The sequence below is a fragment of the Streptomyces sp. NPDC104202 genome (assembly GCF_055584185.1).
Genome location: NZ_JBVJMN010000005.1, coordinates 98,921 through 121,185 on the forward strand (window position 1 = coordinate 98,921; position 22,265 = coordinate 121,185).

The window sequence follows — 22,265 nt, forward strand, 5'->3', positions numbered from 1 at the left end:
GGCGGGGGTTTATCGATGTGAAGGGAGCTTCGTCGGCCCGTTAGGATTTCGGCCATGGCGGCCACTGGATCCGAGAAGCAGGGGACGAAGGCGTACTACGTCACGACCCCCATCTACTACGTCAACGACGCTCCTCACCTGGGCCACGCCTACACGACCGTCGCAGGCGACGTGCTCACGCGCTGGCACCGTCAGCGCGGCGAGAAGGTGTGGTTCCTCACCGGCACGGACGAGCACGGTCAGAAGATCATGCGCACGGCCGAGGCGAACGACGTCACGCCCCAGGCATGGTGCGACAAGCTCGTGGAGGAGGCGTGGAAGCCCCTCTGGGAGCACCTGGACATCGCGAACGACGACTTCATCCGCACCACGCAGAAGCGTCACACGGACCGCGTGCAGGAGTTCGTCCAGGACCTGTTCGACAAGGACGAGATCTACAAGGGCGGGTACGAAGGCCCGTACTGCGTGGGCTGTGAGGAGTACAAGCTCCCCGGCGACCTCATCGAGGCCGAGGACGGCACGAAGCTGTGCCCGATCCACAAGAAGCCGGTGGAGATCCTCAAGGAGGAGAACTACTTCTTCAAGCTGAGCGAGTACGGCCCGAAGCTGCTGGAGTTCTACGAGGCGAACCCGGGCTTCATCCAGCCGGAGTCGGCCCGCAACGAGGTCGTGAACTTCGTCAAGCAGGGCCTGCAGGACCTCTCCATCTCGCGCTCGACGTTCGACTGGGGCATCCCGATCCCGTGGGACGACAAGCACGTCATCTACGTGTGGGTCGACGCGCTGCTGAACTACGCGACGGCCGTCGGCTACAACGAGAACCCGGCGAAGTTCGACGAGACCTTCCCGGCGAACGTGCATCTGGTCGGCAAGGACATCCTGCGCTTCCACGCGGTGATCTGGCCGGCGATGCTGATGGCGCAGGGCCTGCCGGTCCCCGGCCGGGTCGCGGCCAACGGCTGGCTGATGGTCGGCGGCGAGAAGATGTCGAAGTCGAACCTGACGGGCATCAAGCCGCAGGACCTGACCTCGCACTTCGGCGTGGACGCGTACCGCTGGTACTTCCTGCGCGCCATCGCGTTCGGCAGCGACGGCTCGTTCTCGTGGGAGGACTTCTCCGCCCGCTACACCTCCGAGCTGGCCAACGACTACGGCAACCTCGCCTCGCGCGTGGCGGCGATGGTCGGCAAGTACTTCGGCGGCGCGCTGCCGGCCTCCACGGCCGACGGCGACGCGGAGAAGGCGATCCACGAGGGCCTGGCGAAGGCCGTCGCGACCGCCGACGCGAAGATCGGCGAGGAGCTGGACTTCCAGGGCGGCATCCTGGCGATCTTCGACTTCGTGAAGCAGGTCAACGGCTACATCACGGAGCAGGAGCCGTGGAAGGTCGCGAAGGACGAGTCGGAGGCGGGCAAGGCGCGCCTGGCGACCATCCTCTACACGGCCGCCGAGTCCCTCCGCGCCGTCGCGGTCCTGCTCAACTCGATCATGCCCGAGACCTCCCAGGCCCTCTGGGACTCCCTCGGCGCCGAGGCGTCCCTGGGCGCCCTGGCCGCCCAGCCGGTCCAGGACGCCGCCACGTGGGGTCAGCTCCCCGCGGGCGCCACGGTGACGAAGGGCGCGGTGCTCTTCCCGCGCCTGGAGGAGAAGAAGGACTGACGTCCGTCCGTCGTACGGCGAAGGCCGCCGCCCCGGTGCTCGGGGCGGCGGCCTTCTCGTCGTCCTCCCAGGTCACCAGGTCAGGGCGAGGGCCGCGGCGGCCGGCGCCATGTAGATCAGCGGGAAGGCCGCGTGCCCGTACGCCTTGGCCCGCAGCACCGTGATCACGGCGCCGGCGAAGTAGAGGACCAGCCCGATCGCGGCCAGGACGCCGATCACCGGGACCCAGAACCCGACGACGAGCCCGACGGCCCCGGCCGCCTTGGCCGCCCCCAGCCAGTTCCACCACGAGCGCGGCACCCCGTACTCGGCGAGCGGCTCGACCACGAACTTCGCCCTGAAGAAGATCGACGCCCCCGAGAACCCGGCCATGAACGCGGCGACAGCGGTGACGACTACGGCGGTGGTGGACATCTCGGCGACCATCTCTTCGGCTCCCTCGGCCTGCTCCGTGTCCGCCCCGACCGGGCCGGACACCCCACTGACGGAGCGGGGCCGGGAAGTGTGACCACCGGTGCGGGACCCTCAGCCGACCCAGTTCTTCAGCGGCTCCGTGTCGAGCTCCATCCCCACCGGCTCCGGCAACGTGACCGTCTTGCCGAAGGGCACGGTCACGACCATCTCGTACCGCTCCCCGTCCGGCTGCGAGTGGACCTTGACCTCGCCCGCGGTCCTGTCGATCAGCAGGTACACGGGGATGCCGGTCTCGGCGTAGGCACGCGGCTTCTCGACACGGTCGCGCCGCCCGGTGTCCGAGTCGCCGGAGGTGACTTCGACCGTCATGAGAACGCCGTCGGGAGCGGCCCAATCGCCCTGGCCCACGAAGGTGTCACTGGGCGCGAGACAACCGTCGGGACGAGCGTTGCCCTTGCGGTACTTCTCGATCCGCAGCCCTTGATCGGGGTAGAGCCACCAGCCGGCGTCGACCTGAATGCACAGGCGCGTGAGCCACTCGATGATCCGCCCGTGGTCGCCGTCCGGCAACGCCTTCTCCTCGATCCTGCCGTCGATGAACTCAAGGCGCAGGGACTCGTCCACCCGCTCGCCGAGACGGGCGAGTTCCTCGAACCCCTCCTGAGTCAGAACGCTCACGGCAGACTCCTCCCGGATCGGTGGTGCCTCCCACGGTACGTGCTCCCCGGTCCGCGGGACCGGGTTCGTCGCTGTCGCCATGAAAGCCACGCTGGCATATGCCACAGCCGGCGCAGCGGGAAATCCTCGGCCTTCACCCCTGGGGGTGACACGGCCGTCCGACGCGGAGCCGCCCGGCGGTGTTCCCGCCCACGTGCACCTTTGACCTGCCATGGACGGGAGGGGGGATCAGCCGCCGGTCGCGTAGGCGACGAACCCGGCCCAGCATCCGGCGGAGACGGCGAACTGCGGCCCGGTGACGTCCTTGGAGTCGCGGACGTGGACGGTGCCGGGAGTGGTGGCGACCTCCACGCAGGAGTCACCCTCGTTACCGTCGCTGTAGCTGCTCTTGAACCAGACCAGTTCGGCAGCGTCCCCGGCAGAGGACTTGCGGATCATGTCTCTCCCAGCAGTGTCTCAATGAAGGCCAGTGACTCCCGGGGCGGGAGAGCCTGAGCCCGGATGGTGCCATACCGCAGCTCAATGATCCGCACCTGCCTCGGATCCATGACAGGTCGACCGTTGAACGCTCCGTCGGAGCGACCCGTCGCCGTACCATCCGCGAACTTCAGCAGCTCGATCTTGCCGTCCAGACCGGGATGGACCTCTACGTGCGTAGGCATCACCTGGAGAGCGACATGGCGCAACCGGCCCACCTCCAGCAAATGTTCGAGCTGACCTCGCCACACCAGTGTGCCTCCGAGCGGCCGCCGCAGCAGCGCCTCTTCCAGGACGAAGCCGAGCGACGGCGCCGGATCCCGTTCGAAGATTGACTGCCTGGCCATCCGAGCGGCCACCAGCCGCTCCACTTCGTCCCGGGGGTAGGGAGGCTGCCGCGACTCGAATACGACACGAGCGTGTTCCGGCGTCTGCAACAACCCACTGATGCTGTTGCAGACGTATACGCCGATCTCAACGGCTCTCTCCTCGACCCCTGCCAGATCCCGCACCTTCTTCGGGTAGCGGACCTTGGCCACGTCCTCCTTCATGGCCGAGATCAGCCCGTTCGCCTCCAGCACCGCGTCCGACCTGTCCAGGAACTCGGGACGGGGAATCCGCTTCCCGCCCTCGATCTTGTAGACCATGTCCTCGCCGTAGCCGACCGCGACGGCGAAGTCGGCGGCCCGCATGCCCACCGCCTCCCTCCGCAGCCTCAACTGCCGTCCCACGGTGGCGATGACGGCGACACCCCAGTCGTCGTCCGGGTCCACCTCCCAGCTGGGCTCCTCCACCGACATGGCGCACCTCTCCGTCTGTCCTGTCCGGCCGCGACGCCCCTACCCGTCGCAAGGGTTCGGACAGTCCGGACAGCGGTGGACAAGCGCCGGACAGTCACCCTACGTACCGGTGGAGTCACTTCCGACGCTAGCCAGTCACGGCCACGCTCGGTGACGTGACTCAGAAGAACACCACTCAAGTACCCCTCTCACCAGGCCACTTCGGCGTCCTCCTCTCGCCCACCCCCCGTGGGGCACGGCTCGCACGGCTGCTGGCGGTGGAGTGGCTGCGGGACAGGGAGTTGCCGTACGGAGTGAGCGAGGCGGCGCCTCAGGTCGTAGCCGAACTGGCGGCGAACGCGGCGACGCACGGCAGGGTCGGGGGCAGGAACTTCCGTCTGGCGCTGGGAATGTCGCCACGGAGCCTCCGGATCGAGGTGACGGACACGCGGGCGGAGGTACTTCCGCGGCTCCTCACGCCGTCGCCGGACGACGACGGCGGGCGCGGGATGCGGCTGGTGGAGGCGCTCGCGGACCGGTGGGGCGTGAGGCTCGGGCCGGTACCGCAGAAGACGGTGTGGGCCGAGTTCGACGTCACCGGATCACCGGGGTCCAAGGGCCTGGTCACCGGTGCCGTGGTCGGTCTCCATAAGTAACCCGAGAGAGAAAGAAACCCTTCCAAGCCCCACCCTTTCCCTCCCGGAAGCGGGCTCTCACTCACACGGGTGAAGAAGGCCAACTCGGCTGGCGGAGAGGTGGGTTGTTTGATCTACGCTCTGCCCAACAGAGCCGAACGCAGACATGCGTCGGCCCTCGCCGGGACGGCCATCCCAGTGCGAGGGCCTGACCACCAAGGAAGAGAACACCTTCCCGATGGATAGCCAGAACCCTAGCGCCCAGGCGCCCGCCACGTCCCGCAACGAGGCCAAGAACCATCCTTCCCGGGGGACTTCGACCGGAGTGGTGCACGAGAACACGCCTCACTCCACTCACTTCACGGTCGTCGGCAACCACCTCGCCCAGCACGAGGCGCTCTCGCTGACCGCGATCGGCCTTGCGACGCACATCCAGTCGCTGCCGGCCGGATCACCCGTGGACATCCGCTCCCTCGCCCGCCGCTTCCCGGAGGGCACGACCCGCATCTCCGCCGCCCTGCGGGAACTGGAGGCCCACGGCTACGTGCGGCGCGCCAGGGAACGCACCCCGGCGGGCCGCGTCGTGACCCGCACGATCTCCTGCAACAGCCCCGGCCGAGGCGCCGCCCGCACCGCCGGCCACACCGCCGCCGGGCCCCGCCCGAGGCCCGAACCTCCACCCTCGCCCCGCCGACGGGAGACGCAGGAGCCCCCGCCCCGCCGACGCGACCAAAGGGATGCGCAGGCCCCCCTCCGACGCGAGCAGCGGGAGCAACGCGAGGCGCAGGCACCCCGCCGCAGGGCGGCCCTACCGGCCGTGCCGCAGCCCGCCTACCCCACGCCCGACCTCATCCAGACGGCAGTCGGGGTCCTCTCGGGCCTCCGCAGGACCGACCCCCGCCTCCTGATCTCCGCCACAGACGCCGAACACCTCGCACCGGGCGTCGTCACCTGGCTGGAGCGCGACTTCACTCCCGACGCCGTCCACCGCGCCCTGACCACCACGCTCCCCCCGGAGCCCCTCCACCGCCCCGCCGCCCTCCTCGCCCACCGCCTCACCGCCCAGCTCCCCCCGCTCCCACCCTTCCGCCCCACCCGCCCCGCCACCCCCCACCCCCTCCAGAACTGCGACCTCTGCGACCGCGCGTACCGCTCCCCCGAACCAGGCACCTGCGGCACCTGCGCGACCCGCACAGAATCGGACACCCATGCGTTGCTGCTGTGAACATGCGCATGGCAGCATGCCCGTGAAGGAAAACGGGGACGAATCGGCGCGGGCGACTGAGCCGACGAGGGAAGCCTGGCTGCACCGCATGAGCGTCACGGCCTGACGGTCTCCGAGGAGCCGGCGCCCGAGAACGTCCCCCTCTGTTGACGAGGCGATGCCGAGTGTCTCCAACTGGGAGGTGCAGCCGGTCGGCAAGGTCCCCCTGAGCCACCCGGCCGCCCACCAGGAGGAGCTACGCACCATGATCAGGATGACGTTCAGCGTGCGCCCCGGGCAGGGGGAGGCCAGCGACTTCGACCTCGGGGACATCGAGTGCGAGGGGGAGAGCGGGACGGTGGGATCGGCGGGGCGTGTTCCCGACCAGGGAATGATGATCTACCTGTCGGTGCCGCTTCTCCTGGACGCGCTGCGACCTCTTCTCACCGGGGAAAGGAAGGCAGCCTCGTTCGTGGGCACCGACTCCTCGTTCCGGCTCGACTTCCGGCGTGACCGCAAGGGGGGCGTCTCGGTGTCGGCGAACGGGACGGTCGTGGGGACGTGCGGTCCCGGCGAGCTGGCAGAGTCCGTGCTGCGGCCGGCAGTAGAGCTGGAGAGGGATCTCCTCTCGCGGATCCCGGCCGGAAGCGGCGCAGCCCGTGACCTCGCCTCCTCGCTGGAAAGGTTCCGCGCCGCGGCGACCTGACCGCACGCAAGGACGCAATGGGCCCGGAAAACTTCGGAATTCCGGGCCCTTTCATCGAGTGGCGGGCCACTTGGCACGCCACGTCCGGCAGGGAGGATCCTGTACCGATGACCGCCCGTTCGATCTTGGTGAATTCCGAGGCCCTCAAGGTCCTCTACGGAGTGGATCCGCCTCTGGACACCTTTCGGCTGCGTTCTCTGCATGTGGACTGGAGGGGGCCGACTGTCACTCTCCGCGTGGACCTTTCCTCGTTTCCCGCATCGGTTTCTCCGGAATGGGAGAAGGCCGGGGTGGATACGATCCAGTGCCACCTGCAGTTCCTCGCGGTGGAGGATCTCTCGCTGACGGAGTGGGAACCGCCCGTGTGCGGTGCCGCCTTCGCCGTGGATCCTCAGGGGGAAAATCGGAGGATGCGGGTGCGGGTGACAGGGGACGGGGTGGACCTCGGGTTCACCAGTAGTGACTCCGTGGTGGTGGGGCATCTGAGCGCGTTCAAGGCATCGACCGACGGCGGTGACGGCGATCGTCATCTGTTCTCTCGAAGGATCGACGGCTTGCGCTTCGAGACCATCCCGGCAACAGAGGAGAACACTTTCCATGGACGCCTCTGATTGGACGTCGTTCATCGAATCGGCCGAGGGGATCACCGACATCTATGCGGCGCCTCCGAGTCTGAGCGGAGGTGCATGCGAGCTGTTCTATGTGCAGATCGACGAAAGAGAAACGTCGGTGACGTTGGGGTTCGAAACGTCCGCCGTACCCTCGAACCCGCCCACCGCGTGGGCGGACAAGGAGTACAACACGCTGGAGTTCTACGTGAAGTTCACGGGGGTGAAAGGGCTCCGGATTGCCGGTTGGGATTCCAGTGCCCGCCACGCGACGGTCGGTTTGAGCCGTGGCGCGGGCGACGCCGGCCTCATGGTCTCCCTTGAGGGGGCAGGGTCACACCTCGGTTTCACGGCATCCGCGTCCTGCTTGACTCGGGTACGCCCTTACCTTGCTGCGAAGGGGCACTGACCAACGACGATCCGCCCAGAAGAGGGGTGCACCATGAGCAATGCCCTTGCCCGTCTTCTCGGCATCGCCCCAGCGCCGGGCGAGCCCCGCACCAAGGACTGGGACGAGGCGGAGCGCACGATCGGTGTCGTGCTTCCCGGCGACTACAAGGAGCTCGTCGGCGTCTACGGCGGAAGCAACTGGGACGACTACCTGTACGTCCTCGAACCCGGCTGCCCGAACGACGACTACGACCTCGTCGAATGGGCCAGGAACCAGGCCGAGGACCTGGAGGACCTCTGGGAGTTCGAGAAGAAGCCGGTGGAGCTGGAGGCTGAGGGGTCCCGCGTCGTCCCGTGGGCGGTCACGGACAACGGAGAGTGTCTCGCGTCGCTCGGCCGAGCCGCACCGCACCGATCTACGAAACGGGAGAACCGGCCGTGAACGGCGTCGCATTTCTCGCCTCCTTCATCACCGGCGGAGAGCCGCACGGCCTCCGCATCGGCTCGACGCTCGACGAGGTCGACCGGGCGTTCCGGCTTGCCTTCGTCGACGTCGTCGGCGAGGGGAGGGAGTGGCTGCGGCGGGACTACGGACTCGTCGAGTTCGCTTTCAACCCGGAGCCGGGGCCGGAGTGGGTCATGGCCACCGCGTCAATCCAGTTGCACCGTCTCGCGTCGGACGACGACCTGGCGCGCGCCTGGGCACGGGGCACGGGCGTCGAGTTTCCCCGCTACACCTCCTGGGAGGAGTTGCGCGACGAGCTCGCCCGTACGTACGACGTCCCGGAGCTGGAGATCACCGACCAAGGCGGATTCCTCCAGTACCGGGCCGCTTCCTCGAACGTCTCCGTGATCGTCGTGGACGACGAGGACGAGGAGCGCGGTTACCAGGTCGGCGACGGTGACGTGTGGAGTCTCGATCTGTGGGCGCCGTACCGGCCGGGCTGACGGGTCGACGGAAAGCCGAAGGGCCCGGAATCCGAGGGGATTCCGGGCCCTGCGTGCTGCTTAGGGCGAGGGACTACCGCGCCGCGTCCGGGTGGACGGCGTCCGTGATGTCGGTGGTCTTCTTCTCGACGGGCTTGCGGAGCTGGATGTTCAGCTCGCGGAGGCGGGACTCGTCCAGCTCGGTGGGGGCGCCCATGAGGAGGTCCTGGGCGTTGCCGTTGAGCGGGAAGGCGATGGTCTCGCGGATGTTGGGCTCGTCGGCGAGGAGCATGACGATGCGGTCGACGCCGGGGGCGATGCCGCCGTGCGGCGGGGCGCCGTACTCGAAGGCGCGGAGCATGCCGGCGAACTCGTGCTCGACGGTCTCGCGGGAGTAGCCCGCGATCTCGAACGCCTTGAACATGATCTCGGGCTCGTGGTTCCGGATGGCGCCGGAGGAGAGCTCGATGCCGTTGCAGACGATGTCGTACTGCCAGCCGAGGACGTCCAGCGGGTCCTGGGTCTCCAGGGCCTCCAGGCCGCCCTGGGGCATGGAGAACGGATTGTGCGAGAAGTCGATCTTGCCGGTCTCCTCGTCCCGCTCGTACATCGGGAAGTCGACGATCCACGCGAAGCGGAAGACGTTCTCCTCGAACCGGCCGGCGCGCTTGGCGGCCTCGACCCGGACCGGGCCCATGATCTTGGAGACCTCGTCGAACTCGCCGGCGCCGAAGAAGATCGCGTGGCCGGGGAGCAGGCCGAGGCGCTCCGTCAGGACCTTGACGTTCTCCTCGGTGAGGAACTTGGCGATGGGGCCGGTGAGGGCGTTCTCCTCGCCGACGCGGACCCAGGCGAGGCCCTTGGCGCCGAGGGAGACGGCGAAGTCGCCGAGCTGGTCGAAGAACTTGCGCGGCTGGTCGCCGGTGTCCGGGACGGCGAGGGCACGGACGTGCTTGCCGGCGAACGCCTTGAACTCGGAGTTCTCGAAGACGTCGGAGATGTCGACGAGTTCGAGGTCGGTGCGCAGGTCGGGCTTGTCGTTGCCGTACTTGAGCATCGACTCGCGGAAGGGGATCCGCGGGAAGGGGGAGGTGACGTGGCGGCCGCCGCCGAACTCCTCGAAGAGCTCGGTCATGAGCTTCTCGATGGGCTGGAAGACGTCCTCCTGCTCGACGAAGCTCATCTCGACGTCGAGCTGGTAGAACTCGCCGGGCGAGCGGTCGGCGCGGGCGTCCTCGTCGCGGAAGCAGGGCGCGATCTGGAAGTAGCGGTCGAAGCCGGAGATCATCAGCAGCTGCTTGAACTGCTGGGGCGCCTGCGGGAGCGCGTAGAACTTGCCGGGGTTCAGGCGGGAGGGGACGACGAAGTCGCGGGCGCCCTCGGGGGAGGTCGCGGCGAGGATCGGGGTCGCCATCTCGTTGAAGCCGAGGGCCACCATCTTGGAGCGGATGGAGGCGATGACGGCGGAGCGCAGCATGATGTTGCGGTGCATGCGCTCGCGGCGCAGGTCGAGGAAGCGGTACTCCAGGCGCCGCTCCTCGTTGACGCCGTCGTCGGCGTTGATGGTGAAGGGGATCTGCTTGGCGGCGCCCAGGACCTCGACCGTGGCGGCCTCGATCTCGATCTCGCCGGTCGACAGCTCGGAGTTCACGTTCTCCGCGCCGCGGGAGACGACCTTGCCGTCCACGCGGACGACGGTCTCCTTGGTCAGCTTGTCGAGGACCTCGGCGGCGGCGGTGCCGGGGCGGGCGACGAGCTGCGTGATGCCGTAGTGGTCGCGCAGATCGATGAAGAGGATGCCGCCCAGGTCGCGCCGATTGTGCAGCCAGCCGCTCAGCCGGACGTCGGTGCCGACGTCAGAGGCGCGGAGCTCGCCGCAGGTGTGGGACCTGTACCGATGCATCGTCGTTCATCCAGTCTTCGGGATCTCGGGTGGTGGGCCGCCGCCCCTGTGGCCCCTGTCACGGTTGTCACAGGACACGAGGGCAGACCCACCCAGAGTACCGGCCGGGCCACGGTCGGATTTCGAATACTCTCGGTGGCGACCTGGAGTCCGATATTCATAAAGTGGGGCAATGCGCACCGAGGACGTCCTGGCCGCGATCGCGACCGGCCTGTGGCGCTGGGACAACGCGTCCGGGATCGTCTCGCTCGACGCCGAGGCCGCCCGGCTGCTCGGGCTGCCCGCCGAGCCCGTGCGGCTCAGCGAGGCGGCCGTGCGGTCCCGTTTCCATCCGGTCGACTGGAACGAGATCGACGGCGTGGTGAACCTGGCCGTCGCCGAGGGCACCCTCGCCGAGGCCCGGCTGCGGATCATGGACGGGCACGGACGGGTGATCCGGACCGTACGGAGCAGGTCGAAGCCGCTCGTCGAGGGTGACGACTACCAGCTGGTCGGCACCCTCCAGGAGGTCGCCGAACAGCAGCCCGGCACGGCCGCGCGGACGCCGATCACCGGCGACTGGCGCCGCTCCCGCGAGGCGTTCCTGCTGGACGCGGGACGGGCGCTCGCCGAGGCTCGGTCGACGGCGGAGGTGCTGCGGGTGGCGGCCTCGCTGTCGATGCCCGGTTTCTCGCCGGACGGGCTCGCCGTCTTCGGCGTGGCGGGCGACCGGCTGACGGTCATCGGGCACCACGGGCACGGCGAGGGCGACGAGGGGCCCTTCACGTCGATGTCGCTCGGCACGGACTATCCGGCGGCGGAGGTCGTACGGACCGGGCGGGCGATCTATCTGCCGACGCCGGACGAGTACGTGCGCCGCTTCCCCATGACGTGGCCGCTGGCGCAGCGCTTCGGGCGCGAGTCCTGGGCCTTCGTGCCGCTGGTGGTCGCCGGGCGGACGATGGGCGCGTGGATGGCGGCCTTCAAGCATCCGGTCGCGTTCACGCCCGACGAGCGCTCGGTGCTCACGACGGTGGCGCGGATGCTGGCGCAGGCGCTGGCACGCGCGGGCGTGGCCGAGTCGGAACGGGAACTGTCGCTGGGGCTCCAGCGGACGATGATGCCGGTCCTGGGTCCGGGCATCCCGGGCATCCGGGTGGCCGCCCGGTACGTGCCGACCGGCGGCGGCCTCCAGGTCGGCGGCGACTGGTACGACATGATCCGGCTGCCCGGCGGGACCAGCCGCTCCGGCGGGCGGGGCGCGGGGCGCATCGCCCTGGTCATCGGCGACGTCCAGGGGCACGACGTGCGGGCCGCGGGCCTCATGGGTCAGCTGCGGATCGCGCTGCGGGCGTACGCCTCCGAGGGGCACCGGCCGGACGCGGTCCTCTCCCGGGCCTCGCGCTTCCTGTACGGGATCACCGACGGGGACGACGGCGAGGCGAGCGGCGGGCCGCGGTTCGCGACCTGTCTCTACCTGGAGGTGGACCTGGAGACGGGGACGGTGGAGATCGCACGGGCGGGGCACCCGGACCCGGCGGTGCGGATGAACGACGGGACGGTGCTGCTGCGGCCGACGGCCGGCGGCCTGCCCCTGGGCATCGACCCCGACACCGACTACCCCACCACCCGGCTCACCCTGGAGCCCGGCGAGACCCTCATGATCTGCACCGACGGCCTCCTGGAGACCGGCGGCCACGACCTGGACACCGGCTGGGAGCGCGTCAGGGCGCTGCTGGAGTCCCATGACGGCGAGGACCTGGAGCAACTGGCCGACACGCTCGTGGAGGCCGTCCACGGGCCCGGCTCGCACCACACCACGGGTCCGCTCGCCGACCGCCGCGAGGACGACATCGCCGTCCTGCTGCTCTCCCGGCATCCCGCGGGCCCGCTGGTGGAGGCCCCGCGCCGGACGCTCATGACGATCGCCCAGGCCGAGCCGGAGCGGATCGCGGAGGCGCGCCAGCAGCTGCGGCAGCTGCTGCACGACTGGGCGGACGAGGACCAGCTCGACTCGGCGGTCCTGATGGTCTCGGAGATGGTGACCAACGTGCTCGTCCACACCGACGGCGACGCCCTGCTGGTGGCCGAGGTCGCCTGCGCCGAGAAGTCCCGCCGGCTGCGGGTCGAGGTCTCGGACACCAGTGACGAGCTCCCGCACAAGCGCCATCCCGGCGAGATGGCGTCCAGCGGCCGCGGTCTGGTCCTCATGGAGATGCTGGCGCACGCGTGGGGCGTCGACCCGCGCGGCGAGGGCAAGGCCATCTGGTTCGAGCTGAACGAACCGCCGTCGGCCGACGGCTGCTGCGGATAGGCCCCGGCGGGCGCTGCCGGGCTTCCGGCAGGCGGTCGCCTCCGGCAGGCGGTCGCCTCCGCCGCGGCGCAGACTGGACGTGGCACGGCCGCAGGGGGACCACGGAGCGCGCCATGGACATCCACAAGGTCGGCAGCGACACCACCGTTCTCGCCGACAGCCTCGAAGTGCCCGGGATCGGGCACCTGCCCGCCAACGCGTACGTGCTCACCGCCGCCGAGCCGGTGGTCGTCGACACGGGGCTCTCGCTGGAGGACCGTGACTTCCTCGCGGCGCTGGGCCGGGTGATGGACCCGGCGGACGTGCGCTGGATCTGGCTCACCCATCCGGACCGGGACCACACGGGCGGGATCTTCGACCTGCTGGAGGCCGCGCCCGGGGCGCGCGTGATCACGACCTTCCTCGGCTTCGGGATCATGACGACCGAGCGGCCGCTGCCCATGGACCGGGTGTACTTCCTGAACCCGGGCCAGTCCCTGGACGTCGGCGACCGGACGCTGCACGCCTTCCGGCCGCCGCTCTTCGACAACCCGTCGACCGTCGGCTTCTACGACGACCGGACCCGGATGTGCTTCAGCTCGGACTGCTTCGGCGGTCCGATGCCGAGCGCCGAGATCGCCGAGAGCGGGCACGCGAGCGACCTGAAGCCGGAGGAGCTGCGGCGGGCCCAGCTGATGTGGGCGACGATCGACAGCCCGTGGGTGCACCTGGTGGACCCGGCGAAGTACCGGGCGACGATCGAGCCGCTGCGGTCGATGAACCCGGAGGTCGTGCTCTGCACGCATCTGCCGCCGGCCGTGCGGATGACGGACCGGCTGCTGGAGACGATCTCCTCCGCCCCGGACTGCGACCCGTTCGTCGGCCCGGACCAGGCGGCCCTGGAACAGCTCCTGGCCACCTTCGAGCCGGGCGGCATGGCGACCGCCTGACCGGCCCGCGGGAGCGGCCCGGCCGACCGGGTCAGTCGGCCTTTGGAGTCCCGGCGGGGTCCGCCGGGACTCCGTACCGCGTCCGCAGTTCGCCGAGGACGCCGGTCACGGCGGCGGTGAGGGGGACGGCGAGGAGCATCCCGAGGACGCCGGCGACGGAGGCGCCCGCGGTGATGGCGAGCATCACGACGGCGGGGTGCATCTGGACGGTCCTGCTCTGGACGAGCGGCTGGAGGACGTTGCCCTCGATGACCTGGACGGCCAGGACGATGCCGAGCACCCAGAGCGCGATGACGAAGCCGCGGTCGGCGAGGGCGACGAGGACGGCGACGGCGCCCGAGAGGAAGGCACCGAGGTAGGGGATGTAGGCGGTGACGAAGACGAGCGCGGCCAGCCCGACGGCGCCGGGCACGTCGAGGACGAGCAGCCCGACGCCGATGAGGACGGCGTCGACGAGGGCGACGAAGGTCGTGCCGCGCATGAACCCCTCGACCGCCTCGAAGGCGCGGCGGGCCATCGCCTCGACGAGGTCGCCGGTGGCGCGGGGGACGAGGGAGCGCAGGGCGCCGGCGGCCCGGTCGGAGTCCTTGAGGAAGAAGAAGATCAGGAGCAGGGCGAGGACGGCGGTGGCGAGCATCTCGCCGACGACGCTGATGCCGCTGATGACCCCGGAGGCGGCGGTGCCGCCGAACTTCTCCAGGAGGCTCCTGGCGTTCTTGGCGAGGTCGTCGAGGGAGGTGCCGGCGGCGCCGAGGTGCTTGGCGATGTCGGTGGCGGCCTGTCGCAGCGAGGCGACGATCTGGTCGCCGGTGTCGATGAGGGCGACGACGACGATGTACGTGGCGCCGCCGACGACCGCGAGGACGGCGACGACGGTGAGCGCGGCGGCGAGCCCCTTGCGGACCTTCATCCCCAGCAGGCGGCGGTAGAGCGGCCCGAGCAGGGCGGTGCCGAGGATGGCGAGGAGGACGGGGGTGACGGCGGTCTTGAAGACGACGCAGAGCCAGACGAAGACGGCGAGGACGCCGGCGCCGAGCAGCAGGACGACACACCAGGCGGCGAAGCGACGGACGGGGTCGGGGAGGAGCGCTCGGGTCGTCTGCACGCGTCCACCGGACCATGCCCGTCGGCGTGTCGTCGCGCGCTGGCGGCCGTACGGGCGACGGCCCGTCAGCATCCGGGGCGGAGCGGGACACGCGTGCGGGGCGGGACACGCGTGCGGAGCGGGACACGCGTGCGGAGCGGGACACGCGTGCGGGGCGGGGCTCGTGGCCCCGCCCCGTGCGGTGTCCGGTCGTCGCTCGCCTACTCGCCCATGCCGTGGACGGCCGGGATGGTGCCGAGGCGGCCCGCCTGGAAGTCCTCGAAGGCCTGGCGCAGTTCGGCCTGGGTGTTCATGACGAACGGGCCGTAGTGGGCCATGGGTTCGCGGATCGGCTGCCCGCCGAGGAGGACGACCTCCAGGTCCGGGGTGTTGCCGTCCTGCTTCTCGTCGGCGCGGACGGTGAGCGCGCCGCCCTTGCCGAAGACGGCGGTCTGGCCCATGTGGACGGGCCGCCGCTCGGCGCCGACGGTGCCGCGGCCGGCGAGCACGTAGGCGAGGCCGTTGAAGTCCTCGCGCCACGGCAGGCTGATCTCGGCGCCGGGGCGCAGGGTGGCGTGGATCATCGTGATCGGGGTGTGGGTGATGCCGGGACCCTGGTGGCCGTCGAGCTCGCCGGCGATGACGCGGAGGAGCGCGCCGCCGTCGGGGGAGGTGAGCAGCTGGACCTGGCCGCCGCGGATGTCCTGGTAGCGGGGGGCCATCATCTTGTCGGCGGCGGGGAGGTTGACCCAGAGCTGGAGGCCGTGGAAGAGGCCGCCGCTGACGACGAGGGACTCCGGCGGGGCCTCGATGTGGAGGAGGCCGGCGCCGGCGGTCATCCACTGGGTGTCGCCGTTGGTGATGGTGCCGCCGCCGCCCTGGGAGTCCTGGTGGTCGAAGATCCCGTCGATGATGTAGGTGACGGTCTCGAAGCCCCGGTGGGGGTGCCAGGGCGTGCCCTTGGGCTCGCCGGGGGCGTACTCCACCTCGCCCATCTGGTCCATCATGATGAACGGGTCGAGGTACTGGTAGTTGATCCCCGCGAAGGCCCGGCGGACCGGGAAGCCCTCGCCCTCGAACCCCTGCGGGGCCGTGGTGACGGCGAGCACGGGGCGGGTGACGGCATCGGCCGGGGCGGCGACGCGCGGCAGGGTGAGCGGGTTCTCGACAGTCACAGCGGGCATGACCGGACCTCCTAGGTGCGACCTTGTACGACCACTTTAGTTGAACGCTGAACTTTCTGCCACCCGGAACGCGGAGCGCCCGGAAGGAATTCCTCCCGGGCGCTCCCGACCTGCTCCCAGCCTCCGTCAGCCGTACATCCGCCGCATCGCGAAGTCGACCATCTGCTCCACGGCCTTCGCGTCGAAGACCATGCGGTGGTCGCCCTCCATGTCGAGGACGAAGCCGTAGCCGGTCGGCAGCAGGTCGATCACCTCGGCCCCGGTGATCACGAAGTACTTCGACTCCTTGCCCGCGTACCGCCGCAGCTCCTTGAGCGAGGTGAACATCGGGATCACCGGCTGCTGGGTGTTGTGCAGGGCCAGGAAGCCCGGGTTGTCACCGCGCGGGCAGTAGACCTTGGACGTGGCGAAGATCTGCTGGAAGTCCTCCGGCGCGAGCGTGCCGGTCGTGAACGCCCGTACGGCGTCGGCGAGCGAGGGCGGCGAGGGCTCCGGATAGAGCGGCGCCTGCTGCTGCCCGTAACCGGCGCCCGGCATGCCGGCCTGCATGCCGCCCTGCGGCGCGTACTGCCCCTGCGGCGGCGGCGCGTACTGCTGCTGGGCACCCGGATTCTGCTCGTAGCCGTACATGGGGCCAAGCCTATCGAGCCGGGCCGCGGCCGCCGCCCGATGGGCCGGATCGACGTCGCGGACGTCACAGATGGCCGGATAGGGGTTGCTTCTTATTACCGGTGGGTAGCATCATCGGAGAGAGCGTGTTGCTACTCGCTGGTACGTGTACGAGGAACCTGCCTCCCCGAGCCTTACGGAGCCGTCGCCATGGGGCACTACAAGTCGAATCTCCGCGACATCGAGTTCAACCTCTTCGAGGTGCTCGGCCGCGACAAGGTGTACGGCACCGGTCCGTTCGAGGAGATGGACGTCGAGACCGCCAAGAGCATCCTCGACGAGATCCGCCGCCTCGCCGAGAACGAGCTCGCGGAGTCCTTCGCCGACGCCGACCGCAACCCGCCCGTCTTCGACCCCGAGACCAACACCGCCCCGGTACCGGCCTCCTTCAAGAAGTCCTACAAGGCCTTCATGGACTCCGAGTACTGGCGCCTCGGCATCCCCGAGGGCATCGGCGGCACCGTCTCCCCGCGCTCCCTCGTCTGGGCCTACGCCGAGCTGCTCCTCGGCTCGAACCCGGCCATCTGGATGTACTCCTCCGGCCCCGCCTTCGCCGGCGTCCTCTACAACGAGGGCAACGAGGCCCAGAAGAAGATCGCCCAGATCGCGGTCGAGAAGCGCTGGGGCTCCACCATGGTCCTCACCGAGCCCGACGCCGGCTCGGACGTCGGCGCCGGCCGCACCAAGGCCGTCCAGCAGGAGGACGGCTCCTGGCACATCGAGGGCGTGAAGCGCTTCATCACCTCCGGTGAGCACGACATGGAGGAGAACATCCTCCACTACGTCCTCGCCCGCCCCGAGGGCGCCGGCCCCGGCACCAAGGGCCTCTCCCTCTTCCTCGTCCCCAAGTACGAGTTCGACTGGGAGACCGGCGAGCTGGGCGAGCGCAACGGCGTCTACGCCACCAACGTCGAGCACAAGATGGGCCTCAAGGCCTCCAACACGTGCGAGATGACCTTCGGCGACCGCCACCCCGCCAAGGGCTGGCTCGTCGGCGACAAGCACGAGGGCATCCGCCAGATGTTCCTCATCATCGAGTTCGCCCGCATGATGGTCGGCACGAAGGCGATCTCCACCCTCTCCACGGGCTACCTCAACGCCCTGGAGTACGCCAAGGAGCGCGTCCAGGGCACCGACCTGGCCAACTTCATGGACAAGGCGGCCCCCAAGGTCACCATCACGCACCACCCCGACGTCCGCCGCTCGCTGATGACGCAGAAGGCGTACGCCGAGGGCATGCGCTCCCTCGTCCTCTACACGGCCTCCGTGCAGGACGAGATCGCGATCAAGGAAGCGGCCGGCGAGGACGTCAAGGCCCTGCACGGCCTGAACGACCTGCTGCTCCCGATCGTCAAGGGCTACGGCTCCGAGAAGGGCTACGAGCAGCTCGCGCAGTCGCTCCAGACCTTCGGCGGCTCCGGCTTCCTGCAGGAGTACCCGATCGAGCAGTACATCCGCGACGCCAAGATCGACACCCTCTACGAGGGCACCACCGCCATCCAGGGCCAGGACTTCTTCTTCCGGAAGATCGTCCGCGACCAGGGCGCCTCCCTGAACGCGCTGTCCGAGGAGATCAAGAAGTTCCTCGCGGTCGGCACCGGCGGCGACGACCTGGCCGGCGCCCGCGACGCGCTCGCCAAGGCCGCCGTCGACCTGGAGGCCATCGTCGGCACGATGATCACCGACCTCACCGCCACCGGCGAGGACGTGAAGAACATCTACAAGGTCGGCCTCAACACCACCCGCCTGCTGCTCGCCTCCGGCGACGTCGTCGTCGGCTACCTGCTCCTCAAGGGCGCGGCCGTCGCCGCCGAGAAGCTGGCCGCCGGCGCCACCGGCAAGGACGTCGCCTTCTACCAGGGCAAGATCGCGGCCGCGAAGTTCTTCGCCGCCAACGTCCTGCCCGGCGTCTCCGCCGAGCGCGCCCTGGCCGAGGCCGTCGACGGCTCGGTGATGGACCTGGACGAGGCCGCGTTCTAAGCGACGCACCTGGTCCTTCCGGTACGGCCCGTCCCCGGGGAGGGGGGCGGGCCGTACTCTCTTTCCCGGTCAGCGGGGCGGCCCGCCGGGCCGTTCCATTTCCGGGGCCCCGACTTCGTATTCCGGGCCGTGCGTAAGGTGAACCCATGAGCAGCGCAGCTTCCCGTCCCACCGCCGGCCCCTTCGACCGCGGCCACACCGACGACCTGATGGCCTTCCTCGCGGCCTCGCCGACGCCGTACCACGCCGTCGCCACGGCCGCCGAGCGGCTGGAGAAGGCCGGCTTCCGGCGCGTCGAGGAGACCGCGTCGTGGGACGGGACGACGGGCGGGAAGTACGTGGTCCGCGGCGGCGCGATCATCGCCTGGTACGTGCCGGAGGGCGCCGCCCCGCACACCCCCTTCCGGATCGTCGGCGCCCACACCGACTCCCCGAACCTCCGCGTCAAGCCCCAGCCCGACATGGGCACCCAGGGCTGGCGCCAGGTCGCCGTCGAGATCTACGGCGGTCCGCTGCTCAACAGCTGGCTCGACCGCGACCTCGGCCTCGCCGGACGCCTCACCCTCCGCGACGGCTCCCAGAAGCTCGTGAACGTCGACCGTCCCCTGCTGCGCGTCCCGCAGCTCGCCGTCCACCTCGACCGCGGGGTCAACGACGGCATGAAGCTGGAGCGCCAGCGCCACATGCAGCCCATCTGGGGCCTCGGCGACGTCCACGAGGGCGACCTCATCGCCTTCGTCGCCGAGGAGGCGGGCCTCGACGCCGAGGACGTGACCGGCTGGGACCTCATGGTCAGCGCCATCGAGGCCCCCGCCTACCTGGGCCGCGACCGCGAACTCGTCGCCGGCCCCCGCATGGACAACCTCATCTCCGTGCACGCCGCCGTCGCCGCGCTCGCCGCCGTCGCCGGCCGCGAGGACCTCCCCTACATCCCCGTCCTCGCCGCCTTCGACCACGAGGAGAACGGCTCCGAGGCCGACACCGGCGCCCAGGGCCCGCTCCTCGGCAACGTCCTGGAACGCTCCGTCTACGCCCGCGGCGGTGCCTACGAGGACCGCGCCCGCGCCCTCGCCGGCTCGATCTGCCTCTCCTCCGACGTCGGCCACGCCGTCCACCCCAACTACGCGGAGCGCCACGACCCGACGCACCACCCGCGCCCCAACGGCGGCCCGATCCTCAAGGTCAACGTCAACCAGCGCTACGCCACCGACGGCGCCGGCCGGGCCGTCTTCGCCGCCGCCTGCGAGAAGGCCGGCGTGCCGTGGCAGTCCTTCGTCTCCCACAACGACATGCCCTGCGGCACCACGATCGGCCCCATCACCGCCGCCCGCCACGGCATCAGGACCGTCGACATCGGCGTCGCCTGCCTGTCCATGCACAGCGCCCGCGAGCTCTGCGGCGCCGAGGACCCCTACCTCCTCGCCAACGCGCTCGTCGCCTTCCTGGAGGGCTGACCGCCCCGCGGCCCCGCCGCGAAACATCGGCGAAAGCCCCCTCCTGGCAGCCTCGCCGCATGCACCGACACGAGGGTCCGCCGCCCAGGAGACTCGCCCTGCTCGCCACCGCCGCCGCGCTCCTCGCCGCGGCGGCGGCCTGGGGGCTGGTCGACCACTACGCCGACCGCCCCCCGTGGGCCACCGACATCGCCTACGAGGGCGGCTACGTGCAGGCCGCCCGCATCCGCGGCTTCGACGTCGACGGCTCGCGCACCAAGGCCCTCCTCGCCGGCGAGTGCGCCCTCATGGAACGCCAGGGCCTCGGCGGCGCCCGCGCCGCCCACGACCCGGCGGCCTGGGTCGCCGGCTGCCTGGACGGCGCCGCGGGACGCACGTCCAGGAACCAGGGAATCGTGCGCTAGCGCGCGTACCGCCGGGCAGCCTCAGCCGTCCATGCCCGCCAGGATCAGCGGCAGCCGGGCCACGCCCTCGGCGGTGACCTTCACCGGGACGCCCCAGTCCTGCTGGTGGACGTGGCAGGCCGGGTACTCGTTGGCCGGGTCGTCGTCGCACGACGCCGCCATCGCGGAGACGTGCAGCACGCCCTCCGTCAGCTCCGGGTTCAGGTCGAGCTCGCGGAACAGGTCCGTGCCCGTGCCCTCGCCCGCGACCAGCAGCTCCGGCGGCGTCGAGGAGACCAGCAGCCGGGTCGAGGGACCGTACCGCTCGTCGAGCTTCTGGCCCGTCGGGGCCTGGAAGACCACGTCCAGGCGCAGCCGGCCCGGGGCGACCTCGGTGGCCTCCCGGCGGGTGCGGTGCGCCACCGCGTCCACCTGGACGGCCTCCTCGGGCAGCCGCAGCCGGGTCAGGCGGTGCCGGGCGGACTCGACGACCACGATGTCGTCGTCGACGAGCACCGCGCCGCTGGGCTCGCGCAGGTCCGTGGCGAGCGTGGTGACCTCGCCCGTGGCGGGGTCGAAGCGGCGCAGGGCGTGGTTGTACGTGTCGCTGATGGCGACCGACCCGTCCGGGAGCGCCGTCACGCCCAGCGGGTGCTGGAGGAGCGCCTGGGCGGCGTCGCCGTCGCGGTGCCCGAAGTCGAACAGGCCCGTGCCGACGGCGGTGTGCACGACGCCCTCCGTGTCGATCCACCGCACCGCGCTCGTCTCGGAGTCGGCGATCCACAGCCGGTCCTCGGTCGCGGCGAGCCCGGACGGCTGCGCGAACCACGCCTCGGCGGCGGGGCCGTCGACGAGCCCCTCGTTGGTGGTGCCCGCCGCGACCGCGACCGTCCGGGTCTCCGGGTCGTACGTCCACAACTGGTGGACGCCCGCCATCGCGATCCACACCTTCCCCTGCCACCACGCCACGTCCCACGGCGACGACAGGTCCACCTCCAGAGCCGGCCCCGACGTGGGCGACCCCTGCCACCACTGCTTCCCGGTGCCCGCGACCAGCTCGATCGCCCCGGTCTCCGGGTCGTACGTGCGCAGGGCGTGGTGCACGGTGTCCGCGACGACGACCGTGCCGTCGGGCAGCAGGGCCAGGCCCTGCGGCTCCCGGAAGACGCCCTCGCCGATCCGCTTCACGACCGTCTCGCCGTCCGGCGCCAGCTCGACCAGCTGGTGCCGGGTCGTGTCGGAGACCAGGAGGTTGCCGTCGCCCAGCACCACGGCCTTGCCCGGGAACCGCAGATCGGTCGCGACCGGCTCCGGCGCCACGTAGGGCCCGTCCCCGCGCCGCAGGGTGCCCTTCGCCCCGTGCTCGGCCTCCAGCTCCTCCACCAGCGTCCGGATCGCGTTGGCGTGCCCCTCACCGGCGTGCTGCGCGACGACGTACCCCTCGGGGTCGATCACCACCAGCGTCGGCCACGCCCGCACCGCGTACTGCTTCCACGTGGCGAGCTCCGGGTCGTCCAGCACCGGGTGGTGCACCTCGTAGCGCTCCACCGCGTCCACGACCGCCTGGTGCTCCGCCTCGTGCACGAACTTCGGCGAGTGCACCCCCACGATCACCAGCGTGTCCCGGTGCTTCTCCTCCAGGTCCCGCAGCTCGTCGAGCACGTGCAGGCAGTTCACACAGCAGAAGGTCCAGAAGTCGAGAAGAACGATCTTCCCGCGCAGGTCCGCGAGGGTCAGGTCGTCTCCGCCCGTGTTCAGCCAGCCGCCCTTGCCGATCAGCTCGGGGGCACGGACACGGGCACGGCGGGGCGCGGGGGTGTGCGCCGCAGAGGCATCGTTCATGCTTCAAGCTTGCCATCCGGCCATGAACGGCGGATCACGCGCGTGCGGCGGGGCCGGTGGGTGACGG

General features: G+C 70.4%; 22 protein-coding genes. 13 read left to right on the forward strand and 9 right to left on the reverse strand.

Going from position 1 to position 22,265, the window contains the following annotated elements; genetic code table 11:
* Positions 1-54 precede the first annotated feature (54 nt).
* Complete coding sequence (gene metG, locus ACZ60W_RS05340) at positions 55-1,659, forward strand: methionine--tRNA ligase (protein WP_469754024.1); 1,605 nt, start codon at positions 55-57, stop codon at positions 1,657-1,659.
* Positions 1,660-1,731: 72 nt separating this feature from the next.
* Here metG and ACZ60W_RS05345 read toward each other — a convergent pair whose 3' ends face one another.
* From ACZ60W_RS05345 to ACZ60W_RS05360, 4 genes are all read right to left on the reverse strand, one after another.
* On the reverse strand, positions 1,732-2,073 hold the full coding sequence (locus tag ACZ60W_RS05345; protein ID WP_469754025.1) for a DoxX family protein: 342 nt from the start codon (positions 2,071-2,073) through the stop codon (positions 1,732-1,734).
* A gap of 111 nt (positions 2,074-2,184) precedes the next feature.
* A complete protein-coding gene (locus ACZ60W_RS05350; protein ID WP_469754026.1) occupies positions 2,185-2,751 on the reverse strand; it encodes a Uma2 family endonuclease in 567 nt (188 codons plus the stop codon).
* A 228-nt stretch (positions 2,752-2,979) separates the two neighbouring features.
* Positions 2,980-3,189 carry a DUF397 domain-containing protein gene (locus ACZ60W_RS05355; protein WP_469754027.1) on the reverse strand — a complete coding sequence of 70 codons (210 nt, stop codon included), beginning with the start codon at positions 3,187-3,189 and terminating at the stop codon, positions 2,980-2,982.
* Positions 3,186-4,028, reverse strand: coding sequence for a helix-turn-helix domain-containing protein (locus ACZ60W_RS05360; protein ID WP_469754028.1), 843 nt, complete (start codon positions 4,026-4,028; stop codon positions 3,186-3,188). The genes ACZ60W_RS05355 and ACZ60W_RS05360 overlap by 4 nt, the downstream gene beginning before the upstream one ends.
* A gap of 155 nt (positions 4,029-4,183) precedes the next feature.
* Between ACZ60W_RS05360 and ACZ60W_RS05365 the strand changes: the two genes are divergently transcribed.
* The 7 genes from ACZ60W_RS05365 to ACZ60W_RS05395 all read left to right on the forward strand — a co-directional run bounded on the left by ACZ60W_RS05365 (position 4,184) and on the right by ACZ60W_RS05395 (position 8,498).
* A complete protein-coding gene (locus tag ACZ60W_RS05365) occupies positions 4,184-4,663 on the forward strand; it encodes an ATP-binding protein (protein WP_469754029.1) in 480 nt (159 codons plus the stop codon).
* 217 nt (positions 4,664-4,880) lie between these two features.
* Positions 4,881-5,867, forward strand: a complete 987-nt coding sequence (locus ACZ60W_RS05370) for a helix-turn-helix domain-containing protein (RefSeq protein WP_469754030.1) — start codon at positions 4,881-4,883, stop codon at positions 5,865-5,867.
* 244 nt (positions 5,868-6,111) lie between these two features.
* On the forward strand, positions 6,112-6,552 hold the full coding sequence (locus ACZ60W_RS05375) for a hypothetical protein (RefSeq protein ID WP_469754031.1): 441 nt from the start codon (positions 6,112-6,114) through the stop codon (positions 6,550-6,552).
* Between the two features lie 107 nt (positions 6,553-6,659).
* A complete protein-coding gene (locus ACZ60W_RS05380) occupies positions 6,660-7,163 on the forward strand; it encodes an Imm50 family immunity protein (RefSeq protein ID WP_469754032.1) in 504 nt (167 codons plus the stop codon).
* On the forward strand, positions 7,150-7,569 hold the full coding sequence (locus tag ACZ60W_RS05385) for an Imm50 family immunity protein (RefSeq protein ID WP_469754033.1): 420 nt from the start codon (positions 7,150-7,152) through the stop codon (positions 7,567-7,569). Before ACZ60W_RS05380 ends, ACZ60W_RS05385 begins: the two co-directional genes overlap by 14 nt.
* 33 nt (positions 7,570-7,602) lie before the next feature.
* Complete coding sequence (locus tag ACZ60W_RS05390) at positions 7,603-7,992, forward strand: SMI1/KNR4 family protein (protein WP_469754034.1); 390 nt, start codon at positions 7,603-7,605, stop codon at positions 7,990-7,992.
* Positions 7,989-8,498, forward strand: a complete 510-nt coding sequence (locus ACZ60W_RS05395) for a hypothetical protein (RefSeq protein ID WP_469754035.1) — start codon at positions 7,989-7,991, stop codon at positions 8,496-8,498. Before ACZ60W_RS05390 ends, ACZ60W_RS05395 begins: the two co-directional genes overlap by 4 nt.
* A gap of 73 nt (positions 8,499-8,571) precedes the next feature.
* Here the strand turns inward: ACZ60W_RS05395 and aspS are convergent, their stop codons facing one another.
* Positions 8,572-10,380, reverse strand: coding sequence for an aspartate--tRNA ligase (aspS, locus tag ACZ60W_RS05400; protein ID WP_469754036.1), 1,809 nt, complete (start codon positions 10,378-10,380; stop codon positions 8,572-8,574).
* Positions 10,381-10,552: 172 nt separating this feature from the next.
* Between aspS and ACZ60W_RS05405 the strand changes: the two genes are divergently transcribed.
* The gene (locus tag ACZ60W_RS05405) at positions 10,553-12,673 is read left to right on the forward strand and encodes an ATP-binding SpoIIE family protein phosphatase (RefSeq protein WP_469754037.1); all 2,121 of its coding nucleotides are present in this window, start codon (positions 10,553-10,555) and stop codon (positions 12,671-12,673) included.
* 113 nt (positions 12,674-12,786) lie between these two features.
* Positions 12,787-13,602: an MBL fold metallo-hydrolase gene (locus tag ACZ60W_RS05410; RefSeq protein ID WP_469754038.1), complete on the forward strand. Its 816-nt coding sequence runs from the start codon at positions 12,787-12,789 to the stop codon at positions 13,600-13,602.
* A gap of 31 nt (positions 13,603-13,633) precedes the next feature.
* Here the strand turns inward: ACZ60W_RS05410 and ACZ60W_RS05415 are convergent, their stop codons facing one another.
* The 3 genes from ACZ60W_RS05415 to ACZ60W_RS05425 all read right to left on the reverse strand — a co-directional run bounded on the left by ACZ60W_RS05415 (position 13,634) and on the right by ACZ60W_RS05425 (position 16,500).
* Entirely contained in the window at positions 13,634-14,707 is a 1,074-nt protein-coding gene (locus tag ACZ60W_RS05415) for an AI-2E family transporter (RefSeq protein ID WP_469754039.1), read from the reverse strand.
* 200 nt (positions 14,708-14,907) lie between these two features.
* Positions 14,908-15,870, reverse strand: coding sequence for a pirin family protein (locus ACZ60W_RS05420; RefSeq protein ID WP_469754040.1), 963 nt, complete (start codon positions 15,868-15,870; stop codon positions 14,908-14,910).
* 126 nt (positions 15,871-15,996) lie between these two features.
* Positions 15,997-16,500, reverse strand: coding sequence for an SseB family protein (locus tag ACZ60W_RS05425; protein ID WP_469754041.1), 504 nt, complete (start codon positions 16,498-16,500; stop codon positions 15,997-15,999).
* A 189-nt stretch (positions 16,501-16,689) separates the two neighbouring features.
* Between ACZ60W_RS05425 and ACZ60W_RS05430 the strand changes: the two genes are divergently transcribed.
* The 3 genes from ACZ60W_RS05430 to ACZ60W_RS05440 all read left to right on the forward strand — a co-directional run bounded on the left by ACZ60W_RS05430 (position 16,690) and on the right by ACZ60W_RS05440 (position 20,377).
* A complete protein-coding gene (locus ACZ60W_RS05430) occupies positions 16,690-18,519 on the forward strand; it encodes an acyl-CoA dehydrogenase (RefSeq protein ID WP_469754042.1) in 1,830 nt (609 codons plus the stop codon).
* A 146-nt stretch (positions 18,520-18,665) separates the two neighbouring features.
* Positions 18,666-19,973, forward strand: a complete 1,308-nt coding sequence (locus ACZ60W_RS05435; RefSeq protein WP_469754043.1) for a M18 family aminopeptidase — start codon at positions 18,666-18,668, stop codon at positions 19,971-19,973.
* 59 nt (positions 19,974-20,032) lie between these two features.
* A complete protein-coding gene (locus tag ACZ60W_RS05440) occupies positions 20,033-20,377 on the forward strand; it encodes a hypothetical protein (protein WP_469754044.1) in 345 nt (114 codons plus the stop codon).
* Between the two features lie 21 nt (positions 20,378-20,398).
* Here ACZ60W_RS05440 and ACZ60W_RS05445 read toward each other — a convergent pair whose 3' ends face one another.
* Positions 20,399-22,198 carry an NHL domain-containing thioredoxin family protein gene (locus ACZ60W_RS05445; protein ID WP_469754045.1) on the reverse strand — a complete coding sequence of 600 codons (1,800 nt, stop codon included), beginning with the start codon at positions 22,196-22,198 and terminating at the stop codon, positions 20,399-20,401.
* Positions 22,199-22,265: the final 67 nt, after the last annotated feature.

Excerpts from the sequence above, each read along its gene's own strand:
- ACZ60W_RS05375 (WP_469754031.1), top strand. The coding sequence starts at position 6,112 with ATGATCAGGATGACGTTCAGCGTGCGCCCCGGGCAGGGGGAGGCCAGC.
- aspS (WP_469754036.1), bottom strand. The coding sequence starts at position 10,380 with ATGCATCGGTACAGGTCCCACACCTGCGGCGAGCTCCGCGCCTCTGAC.
- ACZ60W_RS05430 (WP_469754042.1), top strand. The coding sequence starts at position 16,690 with ATGGGGCACTACAAGTCGAATCTCCGCGACATCGAGTTCAACCTCTTC.
- metG (WP_469754024.1), top strand. The coding sequence starts at position 55 with ATGGCGGCCACTGGATCCGAGAAGCAGGGGACGAAGGCGTACTACGTC.
- ACZ60W_RS05410 (WP_469754038.1), top strand. The coding sequence starts at position 12,787 with ATGGACATCCACAAGGTCGGCAGCGACACCACCGTTCTCGCCGACAGC.
- ACZ60W_RS05345 (WP_469754025.1), bottom strand. The coding sequence starts at position 2,073 with ATGTCCACCACCGCCGTAGTCGTCACCGCTGTCGCCGCGTTCATGGCC.
- ACZ60W_RS05440 (WP_469754044.1), top strand. The coding sequence starts at position 20,033 with ATGCACCGACACGAGGGTCCGCCGCCCAGGAGACTCGCCCTGCTCGCC.
- ACZ60W_RS05405 (WP_469754037.1), top strand. The coding sequence starts at position 10,553 with ATGCGCACCGAGGACGTCCTGGCCGCGATCGCGACCGGCCTGTGGCGC.
- ACZ60W_RS05370 (WP_469754030.1), top strand. The coding sequence starts at position 4,881 with ATGGATAGCCAGAACCCTAGCGCCCAGGCGCCCGCCACGTCCCGCAAC.
- ACZ60W_RS05435 (WP_469754043.1), top strand. The coding sequence starts at position 18,666 with ATGAGCAGCGCAGCTTCCCGTCCCACCGCCGGCCCCTTCGACCGCGGC.
- ACZ60W_RS05420 (WP_469754040.1), bottom strand. The coding sequence starts at position 15,870 with ATGCCCGCTGTGACTGTCGAGAACCCGCTCACCCTGCCGCGCGTCGCC.
- ACZ60W_RS05385 (WP_469754033.1), top strand. The coding sequence starts at position 7,150 with ATGGACGCCTCTGATTGGACGTCGTTCATCGAATCGGCCGAGGGGATC.
- ACZ60W_RS05390 (WP_469754034.1), top strand. The coding sequence starts at position 7,603 with ATGAGCAATGCCCTTGCCCGTCTTCTCGGCATCGCCCCAGCGCCGGGC.
- ACZ60W_RS05360 (WP_469754028.1), bottom strand. The coding sequence starts at position 4,028 with ATGTCGGTGGAGGAGCCCAGCTGGGAGGTGGACCCGGACGACGACTGG.
- ACZ60W_RS05445 (WP_469754045.1), bottom strand. The coding sequence starts at position 22,198 with ATGAACGATGCCTCTGCGGCGCACACCCCCGCGCCCCGCCGTGCCCGT.
- ACZ60W_RS05425 (WP_469754041.1), bottom strand. The coding sequence starts at position 16,500 with ATGTACGGCTACGAGCAGAATCCGGGTGCCCAGCAGCAGTACGCGCCG.
- ACZ60W_RS05355 (WP_469754027.1), bottom strand. The coding sequence starts at position 3,189 with ATGATCCGCAAGTCCTCTGCCGGGGACGCTGCCGAACTGGTCTGGTTC.
- ACZ60W_RS05380 (WP_469754032.1), top strand. The coding sequence starts at position 6,660 with ATGACCGCCCGTTCGATCTTGGTGAATTCCGAGGCCCTCAAGGTCCTC.